At 45.6% G+C, this 17713-nt stretch carries 13 protein-coding genes and 1 pseudogene; all 14 read right to left on the reverse strand.

Going from position 1 to position 17713, the window contains the following annotated elements; all coding sequences use genetic code 11:
• Positions 1–98 precede the first annotated feature (98 nt).
• Positions 99–689, reverse strand: a pseudogene (locus tag MHI15_RS25315) (4'-phosphopantetheinyl transferase family protein); the annotation flags it as partial.
• Between the two features lie 56 nt (positions 690–745).
• Entirely contained in the window at positions 746–2170 is a 1425-nt protein-coding gene (locus tag MHI15_RS25320) for a B12-binding domain-containing radical SAM protein (protein ID WP_341165019.1), read from the reverse strand.
• An 18-nt stretch (positions 2171–2188) separates the two neighbouring features.
• The gene (locus MHI15_RS25325) at positions 2189–2932 is read right to left on the reverse strand and encodes a hypothetical protein (protein WP_341165020.1); all 744 of its coding nucleotides are present in this window, start codon (positions 2930–2932) and stop codon (positions 2189–2191) included.
• Between the two features lie 21 nt (positions 2933–2953).
• On the reverse strand, positions 2954–4126 hold the full coding sequence (locus MHI15_RS25330; RefSeq protein ID WP_341165021.1) for an NAD(P)/FAD-dependent oxidoreductase: 1173 nt from the start codon (positions 4124–4126) through the stop codon (positions 2954–2956).
• Positions 4123–5151 (reverse strand): hypothetical protein, encoded by a 1029-nt coding sequence (locus MHI15_RS25335; RefSeq protein ID WP_341165022.1) that lies wholly within the window; start codon positions 5149–5151, stop codon positions 4123–4125. Before MHI15_RS25335 ends, MHI15_RS25330 begins: the two co-directional genes overlap by 4 nt.
• Positions 5123–5380 (reverse strand): acyl carrier protein, encoded by a 258-nt coding sequence (locus MHI15_RS25340; protein ID WP_076129941.1) that lies wholly within the window; start codon positions 5378–5380, stop codon positions 5123–5125. Before MHI15_RS25340 ends, MHI15_RS25335 begins: the two co-directional genes overlap by 29 nt.
• A gap of 21 nt (positions 5381–5401) precedes the next feature.
• Entirely contained in the window at positions 5402–8743 is a 3342-nt protein-coding gene (locus MHI15_RS25345) for a non-ribosomal peptide synthetase (protein ID WP_076189798.1), read from the reverse strand.
• A 38-nt stretch (positions 8744–8781) separates the two neighbouring features.
• Positions 8782–9069, reverse strand: coding sequence for a hypothetical protein (locus MHI15_RS25350; protein WP_076129939.1), 288 nt, complete (start codon positions 9067–9069; stop codon positions 8782–8784).
• Positions 9070–9096: 27 nt separating this feature from the next.
• The gene (locus MHI15_RS25355) at positions 9097–10749 is read right to left on the reverse strand and encodes a carbamoyltransferase family protein (RefSeq protein ID WP_076129938.1); all 1653 of its coding nucleotides are present in this window, start codon (positions 10747–10749) and stop codon (positions 9097–9099) included.
• Positions 10743–13346: an excinuclease ABC subunit UvrA gene (gene uvrA, locus MHI15_RS25360; RefSeq protein WP_341165023.1), complete on the reverse strand. Its 2604-nt coding sequence runs from the start codon at positions 13344–13346 to the stop codon at positions 10743–10745. The genes MHI15_RS25355 and uvrA overlap by 7 nt, the downstream gene beginning before the upstream one ends.
• The gene (locus MHI15_RS25365) at positions 13321–15054 is read right to left on the reverse strand and encodes a hypothetical protein (RefSeq protein WP_139329832.1); all 1734 of its coding nucleotides are present in this window, start codon (positions 15052–15054) and stop codon (positions 13321–13323) included. The genes uvrA and MHI15_RS25365 overlap by 26 nt, the downstream gene beginning before the upstream one ends.
• Before the next feature lie 10 nt (positions 15055–15064).
• Positions 15065–16258, reverse strand: coding sequence for a glycosyltransferase (locus MHI15_RS25370; RefSeq protein WP_076129935.1), 1194 nt, complete (start codon positions 16256–16258; stop codon positions 15065–15067).
• Positions 16259–16260: 2 nt separating this feature from the next.
• The gene (locus MHI15_RS25375; protein ID WP_036685924.1) at positions 16261–16527 is read right to left on the reverse strand and encodes an acyl carrier protein; all 267 of its coding nucleotides are present in this window, start codon (positions 16525–16527) and stop codon (positions 16261–16263) included.
• A gap of 14 nt (positions 16528–16541) precedes the next feature.
• A complete protein-coding gene (locus tag MHI15_RS25380; RefSeq protein ID WP_341165024.1) occupies positions 16542–17711 on the reverse strand; it encodes a peptidase U32 family protein in 1170 nt (389 codons plus the stop codon).
• Between the last annotated feature and the right edge of the window lie 2 nt (positions 17712–17713).

Raw genomic sequence — 17713 nt, forward strand, 5'->3', positions numbered from 1 at the left:
CGTTAAAAAGCATCCAATAGTTGCATGCAATCCTGGTGAAATTGGCATTGGTTTACCACTGAAACCTCCCCGGGAAATAAAGGGTTTTGCGCACATACGGCTAATTTATATTTCTCATCAATATGATACTGCTTAAAGTGATACAATCCGATTGTGTCATCGTTCTCCAATTGAATTCCGTTGTTTAAACGAAACGAAAACGAGTTCAATGGAAGAGATAATCCCTTCCCTATCGCTTTGATATAGCTTTCTTTAAGTGTCCAAAGGTCAAAGAACAGACTCATCCGGCCCATCTCTTCACATTCCGTCAATTGGACATATTCATCTTGCGAAAAAAAACGCTTAGCAATATTAAGATCGGCTTGCTGAATCTGCTCAATGTCAATACCAATCGGCAATTCATCCAATGCGCAAACCACCCATTCTCCTGAATGCGAAATATTAAACTCTACAGTACCCTCCCTTTTTTTTAGGGAGGGTTTTCCGTAGACATTTGTAACAAACTCGAGATCGCGGTTGTTCACTTTTAACCGTTTATTTAAGCTTACACGAACCAGCAATTCAGCAATAAGAGAATGCTGTAACGCTTCCACTCTTTTAAAGCGTTTAAGCCGCTCTCTCTTTTGTTGGGGGATGCGCCACATTAATGTTTCTAACGCAGGTTCAGATATTAGCTTAGCCACCTTCACCCCGAAAATCTCCATCGCTCATCGCTACTCCTTCAGCTCATAAGTACTTGCGGATCCTATTCATGAAAGGACAACACGTCATTCTCTATAAAAGCATCCTTCTCTACAATTTTCCGCTTATAATTCCTTACTTTTGCATCATCTTTCTCACCTTGAAGTGCAAAAAAACTATCCCGTGTTTCATCAGAAATTCCCCAGAATTTTTGCATCACCAAGGAAGTATGCATGTAACTTTCTTCACCATCTTTATAAATTCCAAAATCAAAAAGCTGTTCCTTCACCTGTTCATATAGCTGTGTGCCAACATAAGGAACATTAATATTTATCACATAATTATCAGCCTTTAAGGCTTTAAAAAAAGGTAACATCTCTATATAATCTTGGTCATTGAATCCAGGGCATCCCAGCAAAATATAGGCTGTCCGTTTGATTCCCGCCTCCGCTGCCATGCGGAAAGCTTCCTCGACTTCCGTCAATCTAATTCCTTTATTCACCACTTGCAGCATACTTTGATTGGCCATTTCTACACCAAATTTCAAATGCACGCACCCCGACTGCTTCATCTTATCAAGGATATTCTGTCTCACACAGATGTCCACGCGCGCCTCTGCCCACCAGTGAAACTCAGAGTACTCCTCTTTTAGTTCAATCAGCAATCTAAGCATTTCTGAAGTGCGTTTGCCTAAGCCCGGCAGAAAGATCATATCTGAGAAATAAAATCCAAATACATGCATATGTTCAATGCGGTAGCGGATTTCGCTAACAAAACGTTCGGGAGACATAAAGGAGACATTGCAGCCACGCAGCGAGGGCTGATAACAGAATGTACAGCGTTTGGGGCACCCGCGCATAGACATAATGTAGTCCCAGTCTTCCGGCTTATTTTTCTGCGCTAAATATGAATCTGTCAATATCGGAAGATCGTTTAATTGCTGGGCCCATTTAACAGGCAGCGTTCCCCTTGCATTCTCCTCTACTACAGAAACCGCAAGATCCTCGCCTTCTCCAACAATGATCGTATCCAAATCAGCCATATCCTTCAGCTTGGCATGTTTAAGCAAATGTCCATAACCAATACAGGTAACCTTATCTCCCCATCTCTTCTTTATCTCTTTTGCAAGGTATGCACAGGACTGAGTGCTTCCAAGCTCGACAGTAGGCATCAGAACATCGCCAACACCAATAAACACATAATCAGGCTGAAAGCATTCTAGCTCATTTATGACCATATCAAAGCTTTCATGCCCCCGAGTACAGCGTTCCTGCATAAGCCAGCTGTTCATAGTCATACTGTACCGCTCTGTATAATCATGATCATCTGGAGCATTATCGCCATTAATTAACGTGACTGCATGACCCCTACGATGCAATATCTCCGCTATGTAATGCATAGCAGGACTGATCCTATTGTTTTTCGACTCAATAAGCCGGTAAAACGGGGGAATAACACAGGCTACTCTTTTACTCTGACGATCTGCCATTGATTTCGGCCTCCATTGTTAAATTTTAGTGAAACTGAGGTCTGAATCTGAGACGATGGAAGAACCGACTTTGGCAGCGGAACCGGGAAGTGTTCCAAATCTGGCACCCAAAAAACTGGCAGAGAATTGGGGCATCCAGCCATGCACATTAAAGCAGCCATTTCGGTCAAAACCGGCAATTAACATTCCCGAACGGTCGTATCTCCCTCTTGGAAGCCAAATCCAGTATTCCGAATCCGGGGTATTACCTGTCAAAAATCTCACTCTAGCCACGAACAGAAGATACCTTTCCAAACTAAAGTTAAGATCCCCGCTGTCTTCCACCAAGTGTGCAACCTCTAGCCCTGTGTGTTTCATTAATGAAGGCGACAGCGCAGCCGATGTGCGAATCCAGCAATCTTCCTGCTCCGTTGCGGCTGTCACAAGTGGATCTTTTAAGGCCCAGCTTGAAATTCTTGTAAGCTCACCAATCTGTTCCCGTGTAATTCCCTTGGGAAAGCACAAAATAATTTCTCCATTTTCTCTCGATGAACGAATCTCTTCGCTTGTAAAAGGACAAGGCGATAGTTCGAATTTTCTGCCAATGATCTGATCTACCCCCATCCCACGATACCAGGATTCAAGCTCCAGACGCAGCATTTCGGGATCATCCGGTAAATGCTCAAGGTTTGCGGTAAACCGTTTGAGATCCGTCCGCTGAAGCACATTTGCGTTTAGCATATTATCTATAAGCTTTAACATTTGGTTCTTAGAGTTCTCCATTTCAATAAACCTCCTATACTTCTAAATCTTGTAGCATTCATTAATTTTTCTGCCTGCTGCAGTTAGCCAGCGATTGGACCGCAATGATGATATGTCTAATGTTTGTGCGGAATTCCCGGCTATTTCTTCACTGATTAGGAGTCCGGCGGCCGGGCTGTGCATAAAACCATGTCCGCTGAATCCTGACGCATGGTAAAACCCCTGGATTTTGTTATCAGCGCCCAGCACCGGATGGGAGTCCAGCGTGTCATCATAATACCCTCCCCAGCAGGATTTGATGGTTGCTTCCTGGAGACGAGGCAGTCGACGAAGAGCAGCTTCCAGATGTTTATATTCCCATTCCGGGTCTGAGTAGTTGTAATCCGGATCTTCGCATACCCCTGCAACAAAGGGCTTATTCAAGCCCGTTAACAGACCGCCTGTCTCCTTATGTAAGCCTAGACCTTCCCCGGGGAACACAATAACGGGAAAATCGGCGGGCAGCCATGGGAGCACATCTGTAACCAACAACTGCTGATGGCAGGGGATTACCGGCAACTCAATTCCGGCTTTAGCAGCCACAAATTTGGACCAGGGGCCTGTAGCATTTACAACAACTCGCGAAGTTATCGCTCCTTCTGACGTTACCACTTGCTGTATCGCGGAACCGTCAGTAATAAAGTCCGTTACAGCGACTCCAGGATAATATTTGACACCCAGCTCTCTGGAGAGCCGAATATACGCGTTTGTAATCTTATTGGGGTCGATCAATCCATCCTGCTTATTGTAAGTTGCACCGGCTACATCCTCGAGAACCAGCATCGGCAGCTTCTTTTGAATCTGCTTAGGCTCCATCCATTCCGTTTGCACACCCAACCTTTGCTGCAAAAGCATCGCATCATAAAACTCGGAAAGATTATCTTGTGCCGTGAAAATAAACATATATCCGCACTGGTCCATTTCATCCTGAACAAGGTTATACGAATCAAGCTGCTCCAGCAATCGAAAACTTAACTTGGACAATTCAATATTTATCTCCGTTGTAAACTGACTTCGCATCCCGCCTGCGCAGATAGATGTGGTTGCTCCGCCTAAACTTCCGCTTTTCTCAAGCACTACCACATCGGTTATCCCTTTTTTGGCTAAATAGTAGGCTGTACATGCCCCGACTGCTCCAGATCCAATAATAACAACTTCACATTTATCGGGTATCACCGAGAATTCTCCTTTTCTTCTATTTTGCTGATTACAGTACTAAACTCTTTCAAAAGCGCTGACAGAAGCGCGCGCTCTTGCTCATCGATACTCTCCACTGTGCGTGCAGCGATCCGCAACAGGTTAAGGTCAGGCTCAAGATGATATTTCACCAAAATGTTTCTGAGAATAAGAGTGGTTTCGTATATATCCTCATAGCCTTTCATAATGAAATCAGAAAGGTTATATCCACATTGAGACAAATATCCAAGCCTGTTAACCATGCATTTTTTGTGCTCCCAGAGTAAATGAAACGGACGAACACAATAGAAAATTTCGTTACGCGCCAACCTATCTAAATAGTCTAGCAGCGCCCCATACACCTTCATCCCCCAACACGAACCTCCATCTGTTTCCGGGCAGGTTACCATGGTTTTCGGCTGGCGTGAATAGTAATAATCCCCTAGGCTTGCGATCAGTGTAGTTGGCTCAAAATGCATCTTATCAGCTTCATTTAGCCGGACAGAGCGAATCGAATGCCGCTCGAATGCATGAGCGCGCAGCGATGATATGATCTGATCGGCGGGAAGCTCATGAAACTCGAAGATTTTATCGTAATCCGAGCCAGCAATACTAAATGTATGACTAAGATCATCATAGCCGTAAATCATAAAATTCCTTTCGAAATGAACCTTATTAAAATAGTGCTTACCTTCTATATAAAATTCATCCAAGCTTACTTCGACATACTCCTTCTCGGCAAGACAATCCAAGATCTGTTTTACAGCAACACATTCAGGACCAAGCCTGATCTCTTTAAAATTCAGATAGGGGAAATGCCCCAAAGATTGCTCGGGTGACAGAAATTCAAGATCCATCACATCCATATTCGCTCCAAGATATAAATGAATATAATGGTTATGCAGCCAATCCATCTTACTAGAGCAGACTTCCACTACACTGAGCAGATGAGAACTGTTCATGCTGCTGTTCACCATAGGGTACTTGATCGGCAGGTTAGGCATCTGTGGCACATCCTTCACCATTTTTACTCCAGAGATATGCCGTTAAATCTCCAACCGTAGGAAAATGTCCTGCTACCAAAAGGTAAGGATCAAAGTCCAATTGCAACGCCCGCTCAACTTCAACAATAAATTTGATGTAAGTAAGCGAATCCATTTCCAGATCTGTGAACGCACTTTCGGGCTCCAAGGAAATATCACACTTTACAAATAGGCGCAGCAATACCTCCACCCGCTGTTGTATTTGGTCCATCATATCCTCCCTGTCCATCATTTATCTCTGGCCTAATGTTCCTTCGCCTACTTGCAAAATTTCTTCCAATGACATTCCTAATTGAGATAACACTGATTTCGTCAGCTGTCCTTGGGCTGCAGCTGAGGACGGTTCAGACAGCATGTCCGCCATTCTTGCAATCGTAAATTCGCCTAGGTACAACTCCATAATGGTTATGTTTGTATTGAATCTTTTGTTGACAATACTAACTAGCTTTAGAGCTAATAACGAATGGCCGCCCAGATCAAAAAAATTCTCGGAAACGCCGATCGCACGGCCCTCCAAACTCAACAACTCTTGCCAGATAGATTCTATCTCTGCCTGAAACTCATTTTTAGGAAGTAGAGCGCTGCTCACTTCTTTAAATCTCACATCAGGCAGCGGAAGCGCCTGGCGATCAACCTTGCCATTTCGATTTAACGGAAATCTCTCAAGTTTCATAAAGATGCCAGGAATCATATAGGCCGGCAAATACGCTCTCGCATAGTTTCGCAGCTCCGCAGCAGCAATCTCTTCATCGCTCACATAATAGGCAATCATAAGCTGCCCCCCGTTATTCTGCTTCAGCGGATGGACAAGAATCTCTTTGATCCGGTTGTAACGGCGAAATACGGCCTCGATTTCACCCAGTTCTATCCGCGCACCGTTGAGCTTGATTTGTTGATCTGTTCTTCCCCCATAAATAATCGTGCCGTCTTCGAGGAATTTGCCCATGTCTCCTGTGCGGTACAGACGTTCAGCAGCAGGATGTCTGGAGTAAGGATTGGGTACAAAACTGCGGTTAGTCAGCTCTTCATTTCCGATGTATCCTAGGCCCACTCCTATTCCGCCAATACATATTTCTCCGTAAACCCCAACGGGAACCGGCAGAAGATACTTATCCAGAATGTAAATTCGGAGATTGGAAATCGGTTTGCCGATCGGAACACTTGAATGGCCTCGGCCTTCCGCACAGTCCCAGCAGGTTACATCAATGGCTGCCTCAGCGGGCCCGTACAAGTTGAACAAACGCGCAGCGGATTTAGAGAAAAAAGAATCACGTAATGTGGTACTCAGCTCTTCTCCACTGCAAATGACATTTTTAAGTGAAATGCAGTTTTCTATTGGAACGGAGTCCATAAACTGCTGCAGTATGGCCGGAACAAAATGAATGGTCGTAATATGCCTTTCGACAATCACATTCCCAATATATTCGGGATCATGCGGTTTATCCGGTCGGGCTAATACCAATTCCGCTCCATGCAGTAATGGCCACAGCAGCTCCCATACTGCCACATCAAAAGTGAGCGGTGTCTTCTGCAGCACTTTATCGGTCTCATCCAAACCAAACTGCCGCTGCATCCAAAGAAGCCGGTTGTATAATCCCTCATAGCTGTTCATCGCGCCCTTCGGGGTTCCGGTTGAACCGGAAGTATAGATAACATAGGCTAAATCGCTGGGCTCGGCCGGCTCATTGTGCACAATTTCACACCTTAAGTCAGCTGAATAAGAGCTAATCCCGACGAGGACCACCTTATGCATCGGTTTAAACAGAGCCGCATATTGTTCCTGGGTGATGATCAGTGCACACGACGACTCACAAATCATATGGGCCAGACGTTTGGAGGGCAGCTGTGGATCAAGCGGCATAAATGCCCCGCCGCATTTAATTACCGCCAGAATTGAGGTGACTAGCTCAACAGATCTCTCCAAGCCCAATCCAACAAGGCTGCCACGCCCGATCCCCAATTGCATCAGCCTCGAAGCAAGCATATCTGAGGCCAGATCAAGCTCCTCATAACTCATGTTGTCTTCTTCGCTCAAAAATACAGCCCGCAGATGACTATGCTTCTCAGCTTGTTTTTTGATCTGGCTTATGAACCTTCGGCTGTCCAGACAGCCGAAATCGGTACAAGTATCATTCCATTCGTAGATCACTTTATTGATTTCTTCCGCGGTCAAAAACATGTGGCTGCTAACCGTAGCCTCCGGTCGCTGCAGCAGCTGCTGGAGAATGTTAATGTAGTGGTAATGGAATTGCCTCAATGAGGCCGCGTACCATTTATCATTGTTGTATTCGTAAAATAATTGCACTCCGCTTCCGGTATCATTAAGCCCAATCGTCAGGTCAAAGGCCGAAGAGCTTTTATCTGCCTTTAACGCTTCAACAGTTAGGTTGGATAACTCCAAATCCGTTTTGCCGCTCTGCACATAAGTAAACATCGTTTGAAACAGCGGATTTTCCCCTGGCCTGCGATCTGGATGCATAATACTGACCAGCTTGTCGAAAGAGACTTGTTGATAGGCAATGCCCTCATTAATTGTTTCTTTCTCTTTATTCAAAACTTCAAAGAAGCTGTCTTCAGTCTGCACATTGGTGGTGAGTGGCAACGTATTGGCAAAAAAACCGATAAGATTCCTTACTTCAATGCGGTTACGGTTAGCCATGGTTGAGCCGATAATCAGGTTAGACTGACCGGTGTATCTAAACATCAGGACCCGGTAGGCTGCCAGCATAACGTTATAGACCGTGAATTCGGGGTGACGTTTTATAAAATCCAGCATTTCATTATAGGCATCCTGCGGCAACTCTCCCCCATAATTGCACTCCGAATCGGTTGGTCCAGCAGCTTCAGGCATTGCCGCAAGATTTAAATCAAGCCGCGTATCTGCCGAAGCTAACTTGTTGCTCCAATAATCCATTAGTGTTGAATTGCCGGCATTTGCAATATATTTTTGTTCCCAGACCGCATAAGCAGAATACTGTACCGGCAATTCAGGCAAGCGTGCCACCCTGCCTTCTTCCAAAGCGTTGTAGATCTCCCTGAATTCATTTGTAAAAATATCCAGAGACAACGCATCTGAAATGCTGTGATGGAAACGAAATATCAGTAAATGCTCGGTTGGGCTCATCTGCACCAGTACCGCCTCAAATAAAGAGCCTCCATTTAATTCGAACGGTTTATTAATCTCCATTACCAACCAATCCAGCGCCTGTTTCTCCATCTCTGACTCAAGACAATCCAGACGCTCAATCCTGACCGTTGCGGGCTGTGGAACCGTCTTTTGGTAAGGTTCCCCGTCTTTTTCGTAAAATACAGTGTCTAAAATTCGATGCCTTTCCTTCAAGATACCCAGACATTCAGTCAAGTGTTTATAATTCAGACAACCCTTCAAGCGGTATTGTATCGTCATATTGTAAGCGGAGCTGGTAGGGTTCAATTGATGCAAAAACCATAATCTGCGCTGAGCACCGCTCAGCGGAATATCAGTTAAATCGGAATCAGCACGGATAGGAGGGAGACTTCTATGCATTCGCTCGGCCTGCAGCAGCGCTTCCCAATTTGATAAACCTCGAGTCATACTTCATCCTCCCGATTCTTGGAATTAAAAATCATGCATCAGGAAATTGCCTTATCATTGAGCAACACTTTAAGACAGTTAATAATCGTCAGGGGAGACTCAAAGGTCTCCGGAGTGAGACAGTTGTCTGGAATCTGAACCCGGAAGACCTCCTCCAAATCGTACAGAAGATATAAAGCCCGAAACGAATTAACTCCCCATTCGCTTAAAGTTCTGTTCAAATCAGCAGCCTGTAGCGTCTCTTTCTGTTCTACTGTGGGTAAGGCTCCATTTTTGCGGATTAGTTCCATCACTGTCGCTTGGATATATTCCTCATCTCTGTTCATAACGGTCAAATCCCCTCGTTTCCCGTATTATTTTTCGATTAAGAAATTGCCGACCGCCAGCGCATCCATAGCGGAGGTATAGAAGGTTTTGATGGCGTCGTATGGAGTCTCACACACCGGTTCTCCTCGTGTGTTAAGCGATGTGTTCATTATCAGCGGAATTCCAGACAACTTATAATGCTCGGCAATAAGCTGATGCCAGACCGGATTCACCTCGCTTCGGACCGTTTGCGGTCTAGTGGATCCATCTACATGCACGATGGCAGGAACAGCTTGCCTTCTCTCTTCTTTGACTGTGTAGGCTTTCAGCATATACGGCGAATACTGCGCCTCCTCCACCAACCAATCCGAATGTTCATCCATAATACTTGGCGCCAGAGGTCTCCAGGATTCTCTGAATTTGATTTTTTGATTGACTTTTACATATGAATCATAACTTGCAGGACTGGCTGTTATGGAACGATTGCCCAATGCCCTTGGCCCCATCTCGGCTGCGCCTTGGAACCAGCCAATGACTTTACCTCTATCAATCAGTTCTGCCGTCTGCCGGCAAATATCGGATGAATAGTTATACTTCAAACCAAGCTTTTTTAACACCTCCGATATATGGTTGTCATCATAGGAAATTCCCCAGTAAGGAGTCTTCAGTCTGCCCTTTACAGGGAGAACGGAACGTTCTTTAGAGGCAATCATGGCAGCTCCGATACAGCCCCCAGCATCATTGGTTGCCGGTAATACGAAGATTTCATCGAACATTCCGAGGCGTTCCAGCCTTCCATTCGTCGTACAATTGAGAGCAACACCTCCGCCTATCACCAAATTTTTACTGTTGCCTTGCCGGATGGTCTGCTGGCAAAGATGCACAATAGTGTCTTCCAGCGCCTGCTGCGCCGATGCGGCAATATCTTTGTGCTTCTTGCTGTATTCGACCGTATAATTGAGCCCGCCATACAGTGTATTATTGCTATAGATACGTTTTGGAGGATCACCGAATTTACGGTACATTTCCTTCATCCATATTCGGGTCAGCTTGTTATACTTATCCTCCAAACCAAGCGAACTATCAGGTTCTCCGATAGGAATCTCGTACCCGTCTTCCGTCAACCGTACAGAAAAGTCATAGACTGACTCTCCATAAGAGGCTAATCCCATCAGCTTTCCTTCTCCCGATGCTCCAAGCTGTAAATAATCACTGACTATGGAATAAAAAAATCCAAGCGATTGTGAAATTCCGTATTCTTGCTTAACCTCAATATGCTCATTCTTCCCATAGGCTACTGTGGTTGAAATATCGTCTCCTTGTCCGTCCATGACCAAAATCACCGCATCATCGAACCCGGATAAATAGTAGGCACTTGCCGCATGGCATAAATGGTGGCTGACCGAAATGATAGTGGGCATTTTTTTGCCTGATAATACCGGGTGCTTCTTGAATTTCTCCAATATCCCCAATTCTTCCGCTTTTTGCGGGTCCCATGATAAAGCAATCAGATCGATATCTTCAAAAGCAACGCCCGCTTGTGACAGACAATTGAGGAGCGACAAAACCGGGGGCTCTCCGTAAGCATGTTTTTTTCGGCAAAAACGCTCCTCCTCAGCATAGGCCACCAAAACGCCATCATGAACCAAACATGCCGCTGAATCATGTCCTAGCCCACCGCTTAAACCAAGAATTAACACGTATACTCCCCCTCTAAGTTTTGTTGATATTGATTGAGAAGCTGATTTACAATTCGACCTGTTTTGGAATTCTTGATTTCCGCGATGTTCTCTGGTGTGCTTTCACCCAAGACTTGTCCCCCCTCCAGGCCTCCCTCCGGCCCCATGTCAATAATCCAGTCCGCCATGACTAAGACATCGGTATTATGCTCTATCACAACGACAGAATTACCCGAGTCGACCAACTGCCCAAGCATATCAATCAGCTTAATCACATCATGCGGATGCAGGCCTGTTGTTGGTTCATCAAGCAAGTACAAGGTGTGGTGTCTACTGCTTTTGGAGAGCTCTCTGGCCAACTTTACCCGTTGTGCCTCCCCGCCGGACAAAGTGGTTGCCGGCTGGCCCAGAATTAAATAATCCAGCCCAATACGGCACATCACATCCAGCTTGTTATATACGGATGGTTCATCCGCGAACAGTTCCATCCCTTCTTTTACAGAGCAAGCCAATACATCTGAAATGCTATGGTTTTTATACTTTACATCCAGAATCTCCGGCTTAAATCGTTTGGTCCGGCATACAGGACATGGGGTCTCAACCGACGGTAGGAATTGCAAATTCACTTGCACAAGCCCGGCTCCCTGACAGCGTTCGCATCGGCCGCCGGGTACGTTGCAAGAAAAGTGTTTGGCCTGGAGATTACGCATTTTCGCTTCAGGCAGCGCAGCAAAAATATTCCTTATCGCCGTGTACACATCTGTGTAAGTTGCCGCGTTTGATCTTGCAGTCTGACCGATAGGGGATTGATCAAAGCTAATGACCTTATGCACATTCTCCCAGCCCTTAACATCTGCATAGGCATCAGTCTCGGTGCTTTGGGTAAAATGAAGCTGTGCGGATCGAGCCAGGACGTCGAACATAAGAGTCGATTTCCCCGACCCTGATACCCCGGTCAGCACAACGAGCTTGCCCAACGGGATATTCACACTTACCTCCTTAAGGTTATGGCGATTGGCGTTTGTAATCTCAATGCATTTCCCGTTTCCTCTACGGCGCTGTTCAGGAAGAACCACTGTATCTTCACCAGCGAAATACTGCCCGGTCCATGATCTGCTGCACTGAATCAGCTGCTGCACGGAGCCAGCCGCAACCACTTCTCCCCCTTGCTTGCCCGCACCCGGTCCGATATCAATAATGTAATCGGCCGCCCGCATAACATCCGGGTCATGCTCGATAACTAGAACCGTATTTCCAAGATCACGCAACTGCCGGAGCACCCGGAGCAGGCCTTCGGTATCTATCGGGTGAAGGCCAATTGTCGGTTCATCGAGAATATACAAAACTCCTGTTAAGCTAGCTCCGATTAATGAGACGAGCTTAAGCCTCTGCATTTCTCCCAGAGATAAAGAAACGGTGGATCGGTCCAAGCTTAAGTAGCCGACACCCACTTCAATCAAGCGAGCCAGCTTTTTTTCCATTTCGGAAACGATGTTCATAAGCGGATCCTGACTTCCCTCTAGCTGTTGAGCGGACACTTTACGCAACCAGCCAAGCAAATGGAAGAGCGGCATTGCAGATGCTTCGGTGATACTTTTCCCGGCTAGCGTAACCGCTCGACTGTCTGTGTTCAGCTTCGTACCGTGACAATCCGAACACTCTTGCAGATGAAAGAATTTTTCAATCTTCTCTCGATAGTCCGATTCGTGTCCGCGTTCCTTGTATCTGCGTTCCAGGTTGGTCAGAATTCCCTCGAACCTTCCCTCTGCAGCATAAGTTGGAGGGGTCTTCTCAGGAAAATGCCTGATAAATCGCTGGCTGTATACACCGAAATACAGCAGATCCCGTTCGACCGTGCCCAAATCTCTCAAGGGTTTATCAGAATCAAACACAAATCCGTAATAGTTACCGGCTGCAACCAAATTATCGGCCATTAACTGTGCTCCATGAGGATTGCTCCCCTTAAGTGCACACTGCTTCAAGCTGAGGCTGTCATTGAAAATTTCTTGTAAATTCGGTTTTCGTTCAACCCCCAAGCCCATACAAACCGGACATGCGCCTTCAGGTTTATTGAAAGAGAAATGGGACATGGTCAATGCTCTAAGCTCATGGCTGCACTCTGGGCACACGGCTTTGCCCTCATCGGAATAGGACATAGGAAGATCTTTAATCTCTGTTTCGATCGACTCATAGTTTTCCTGCCAGATGTCAGCACTACTTGGACCCTTGACTTGGCTTCCGCAATTAGGGCAAGGTCTTTCTCCGCTTTTGGTAAACAATATACGAAGCAAGGTGTACAATTCCGTTGTAGTTCCAACGGTTGACCGGGGATTTCGGTTAGTGTGGCGCTGGTCAATACAGATGGAAGGCGACAACCCTTCAATAGAATCAACCTTAGGTTTGTGGATAAAATCACTTATCATACCGAGCGAATCCATGTATTGCCTCTGACATTCCTGCTGCAAGGTATTCATGGCAAGCGTTGATTTGCCGGAACCAGACAATCCAGTTAACACCACTAGTTTGTTTCGGGGGATAGACAGAGATATATTTTTCAGATTGTTTTCTCTCGCACCTTGAATTTTAATCCAGTCATTCAATGTGATCGGCTCCTTCATGAGACATCGTCATATGCTGCCGTATGAATGTTATCCATTCGGTCTTCGCTTCAGAAATGTTCATCAGCTCACTGAAGCATGATTCATGGTTAAAAGCTACTAACAGATTTCCTTGCATCTTTGATGCTGGTTTTCGTTTTTTGCCGCTCCATATTTCTCCTTCAAAAAAACAATAGCTATCTTCATCAGTTATACAAACCCCGCCTTGAGACTGGTGGCTTTGATTTAACCAGACATACACCAACACTGTAAGGGAAGCAGGATCGGCGGTACCGTGACGTATTACTTGGTCCGCAGTCATCAGTCGGTCGTGTTCCCGAAATATGGATTTCTTCTTCAATAAATCCACATATTCAAAAAAATGCTGTCTCGTATTATAGTCGCTCAGGAACTGACGAATAAGCGGACTATTCATAGATGCGAGAACATAAGCCTGCGGTTTTGTTACTAATAGTGTCTGATAAGCATATTTGGCGTACGTATATACAGAATCCGGCAGATTGCAGCTATATCTCAGCATCGTTTGACGCAGCAACCGATGAAGTTGCAGCGGGTCGGCGCATTCTTTTAAACTGGGCATTGGGCATTCATCCATATATCTAATTCCCGTTGTTAGCGGACGCGAGAATTTAAATACAATACCATCCTTGAACCAGTTATTTAACTGCTCCACCATCCGGTCTGATAAATTCGAACTTCCGGCAGCAGACCAATACTCCCTCTCATTGAACAGCTTGCTGATTTCGGTCTGATAATAGTAAGTACCTGCATTTAATTTAACAATCCGATCTGTGAAAAACAGATATGCCTCTCCAGTGATGGAGACGAGCAAACAATCGTAATTAACTAAACGGAGCTGGACGATATCCGAAGCCGCCAAGCCGCATAATCGGAGCACCGCAAAATAAAATGACATAAGCGGCGTACAATTAGCGGTTAATGGAAAGTGATCTTCAGCCAAGGTCAACAATTCATCATAACTAAACGTTGGAGCAGTAAATTTGCTTGACCAGCTGCTGTTACGATCAGGCCGCTCAATCTGGAAATTGATATTTTCACTTGCAAAATGATATAAGGACTCCAGCGTCCCTAGAGCGGTTGGCTGAAACAGCAATGCTGCCAGATCAGCTACGCGCAAAGACAGCATATTGGATAGAATGGCCGCACATTCCAATTCAGAGTGCACTTCCCGGGAACGTATATTTCGTGGAATTGCCCGAGCGTATAAATTCGCCGGCAGAGGATCGTTGCTGTTTCTAACAATCTCCAATTCCGCTTCATTGGTCCACCAGAAGAGATCAGTCATGGAATAAGTATCGTAATAAATTAGATCGGCTTCGGCCGAACCAAACGGTAGCCAGCTTTTCTCGATCGTTACAACCTTCCATTCTTTTTTGTCTTCAACATAGCGCATAGTATAAATATGCTCATCCTTTAGCTGGTCAAACTCTTCATAAGTAAAGGTCAAAGTACAGGCAGCAACAATTTCAGCAAGACTTATTCTGACATTTCGCACGTTAAATTCTATGCAAGTCGGAACTGTTTTTTGTAAATACCCATGGAACCATGCCCGCTGTGATTCAGCTTCCATTTCATCTTCGAAATACTGGGTCTCCAGCCAAAGTTCAATATCTCCTGTTGTTAAAGCGCGATGAAGACAGTCGAGCAATGTAACGGAAATGGCGGATGTATCCAATGTCTTTTCCACACTCTTCACCTCACCTTGCTGACATTTCGGATTGCAGCATATTCTCCAGATACAGTTCGAATTTTTCAGGCTGGGCCTCCGTTATAAATTCCTGCGCGGCAGCTTTAGAGGCTGCAGAAATGGATTCGTAGAGTGTCCTGTCCGTCAGCAGCCGTTGCAAAGTCTCCACCCATATGGCAGTATCCTGTTCGGGAATAACCGGCATTGTATGTCCTGTTGCTTCATCCTTGTAAGTTTCCGTAATCGGCGTCACCGGAAGATTATAGTCAACCTTGCATTTCGATTGCATGAGGCCGCCTTGGTCGCTTGCAATAACAGGAATACCTCTTAGCATCGCTTCAATTACTGTCTGCCCAAAAGCTTCAGCGCAGATGGAAGGATGAAGCCACACTCGTACCTGTTCAAAAATCAAATTCATCTCGCGCTCCGGTTCAAGCAGTGTCACATTAGGCAGAGCACGTAAAGCGGATTGTTCCTCCTGCTTCAAATCGCCCCATGTAATTATCGCAGCAAAAGGATAGTCCGGAAAAGCTTGAGCCAGCTTCAGAAAAATGGATAAACCCTTTATCTCTGTAGGGTTGCATATCGCGATGTATCCTCTGTTGAAATTATGAAAGGTTGGAAAAATACCATCCCCATAAATTGGGAAACGTAGCGAAACAGCATTGGTATAACTACCCCATTCGGTGATATTATGAGCTACGAAATCACTGTCACCAATAAAGCCGGAGACCTGGGCAAGCTCCTGTCGGAGCAGCGGATTTTCGATCCAGCTATGCGGCCCAAAAGGGAGAGTGATCACATCATGACAAATCACAACCAATTTTGTTGCGCTTCCAGCCACGAGCTTTATTCCCGCAGCAACCATGGTGTGGTAAGCCATATTCACAAGAACCACGTCCGGCTTGCCTTTTTTCATCAAATCCCCTGCTGTTCTGTATAACAGCATAACACTCGTGGTGAAATGGCATTCTACACCACTTACTGTACCCTGAAGACTATGCGCGGAACGAATAATATCGTTTACCCCATGCTCCTGCAGCTGTTCCTCCACCTGTAACAGAGAATCTTCCTGGTCTACCAGATGGACTACTCTACATTGATGTCCCCTGGCAGCCAGGGATTCGAATACTGCACGGTTAGCCTTGACGGCCCCTTGATAATAGGCAAAATAAGCACCTTCAGAAAGAAACAAAAGATTCATCGTCAGCTGCTCACCCTTTCCGACTGTCCCTCAATATATGCCGTCAATTTTCCGGTATCATTTAATAGTTCCAGTGCCAGGTCATCATCTTCAATGACGATTCCAAGCTGCTGTTCAATCTTAACGATAATCTGCAAAGCAATCAGTGAATCCATATGGAACGCTTCAAGTAAATCCGCTTGCGCATCCAGTTCCTCCATTGTAACCTCCTTGCTCAAGACCTCTGAAAAAATAGCGGCCAGCTTACCCAGAATCTCCTTGTTCTGCATGCTTATATCTCCTCTCAGAAAACCTTTGGTTGGCGCTCTGCCGTATCTTGTACCAGCTGCTGCAGCATGTTCAAGCTCTTGGTCCGGGCAGAAGGATCAGGAAACGAAAGGGCTTCAACGGCAAATTGATCGCAATACCCGCATACCGCACAATCCAGCGACCGGCAATCGACTTCTTTGAAAAAATCAATAAAACCTTGCAGCTTAGAATTGTCAAGATAAACATCCAATAAGGTCAGGGCACGGATGCTCTGGCGGCTCTGCTGCGTTTGCCGGGAAAAAACCGCCTTTTCTCGTGTAACCGCACCGGCGGCTCTGCGATGGTTGGTGTGAACGATGTTCAAAATATCAGCCAAGTTCCCCGGATACTGCCTATCATGATAGGCTTTTGCCGCCTGCAACAGCCAGGCAGTAGATTTTGACCGGTCTGTCAGCTTAAACCGGTGTATGCCTATCTTCTCATATTCCGCCAAATCCTCCGGCCTGATCCAGCGCGCCTTCATGATATTCCCTGGATCATTAAATTTCTCGTAAGTGCATTTGACGGAGCAATAATCCATAAAGCTTTGGTTATCCGTTCCACGGTTGGATGAGCCATGGCTCATTACATTGTCATGATAGACCTGCATTGGACATTCATAGAGACAGGTCTGATTGACAATGACCTGGATATCACATTCAACGCTGTTCTGTATACGTTCAAGCAGCCTGAAATCTCTGGCTATATTTTCTCTCACTGTGATCTCTTTGACGCCCATTGAATCAAAGTATTTTGCCCGTTCCACACTTTCGACCACCGCAAAGGAGGACAAGCTCACTTTGATCTCAGGATGTCTTCTCCTGCAAATATCCACAAGCAGCTGATTGGCTAAGGTGATCCAGTCTACACCTATTTCAGCAGCCCAATCCATTTGATCTACAATTTGTCGGTAGCCTTCATCCTCATATTCCCTGTTGCCGAGACAGGAACTGTTCATCAAATAGTTAAACTCTTTGTTGTACATATGGGCCCGCTTAACCGCTTGTTCAATATCGCTCCGCGTACTTATCGGCATTGCCGCAGCCGATCTTCCGCTTCCACAGCCCTCCTTAGAAGAACCACCGAAGAAGCAGCTGATATATTCGTATCCGCCCAGCTCGTCAATAAGCTGGATATCGCCGTTATATGGAACAGATATCTTCATAA

The organism is Paenibacillus sp. FSL H7-0918 (assembly GCF_038007025.1).
In the GTDB taxonomy this organism is placed as follows: Bacteria; Bacillota; Bacilli; order Paenibacillales; family Paenibacillaceae; genus Paenibacillus_AQ; species Paenibacillus_AQ odorifer.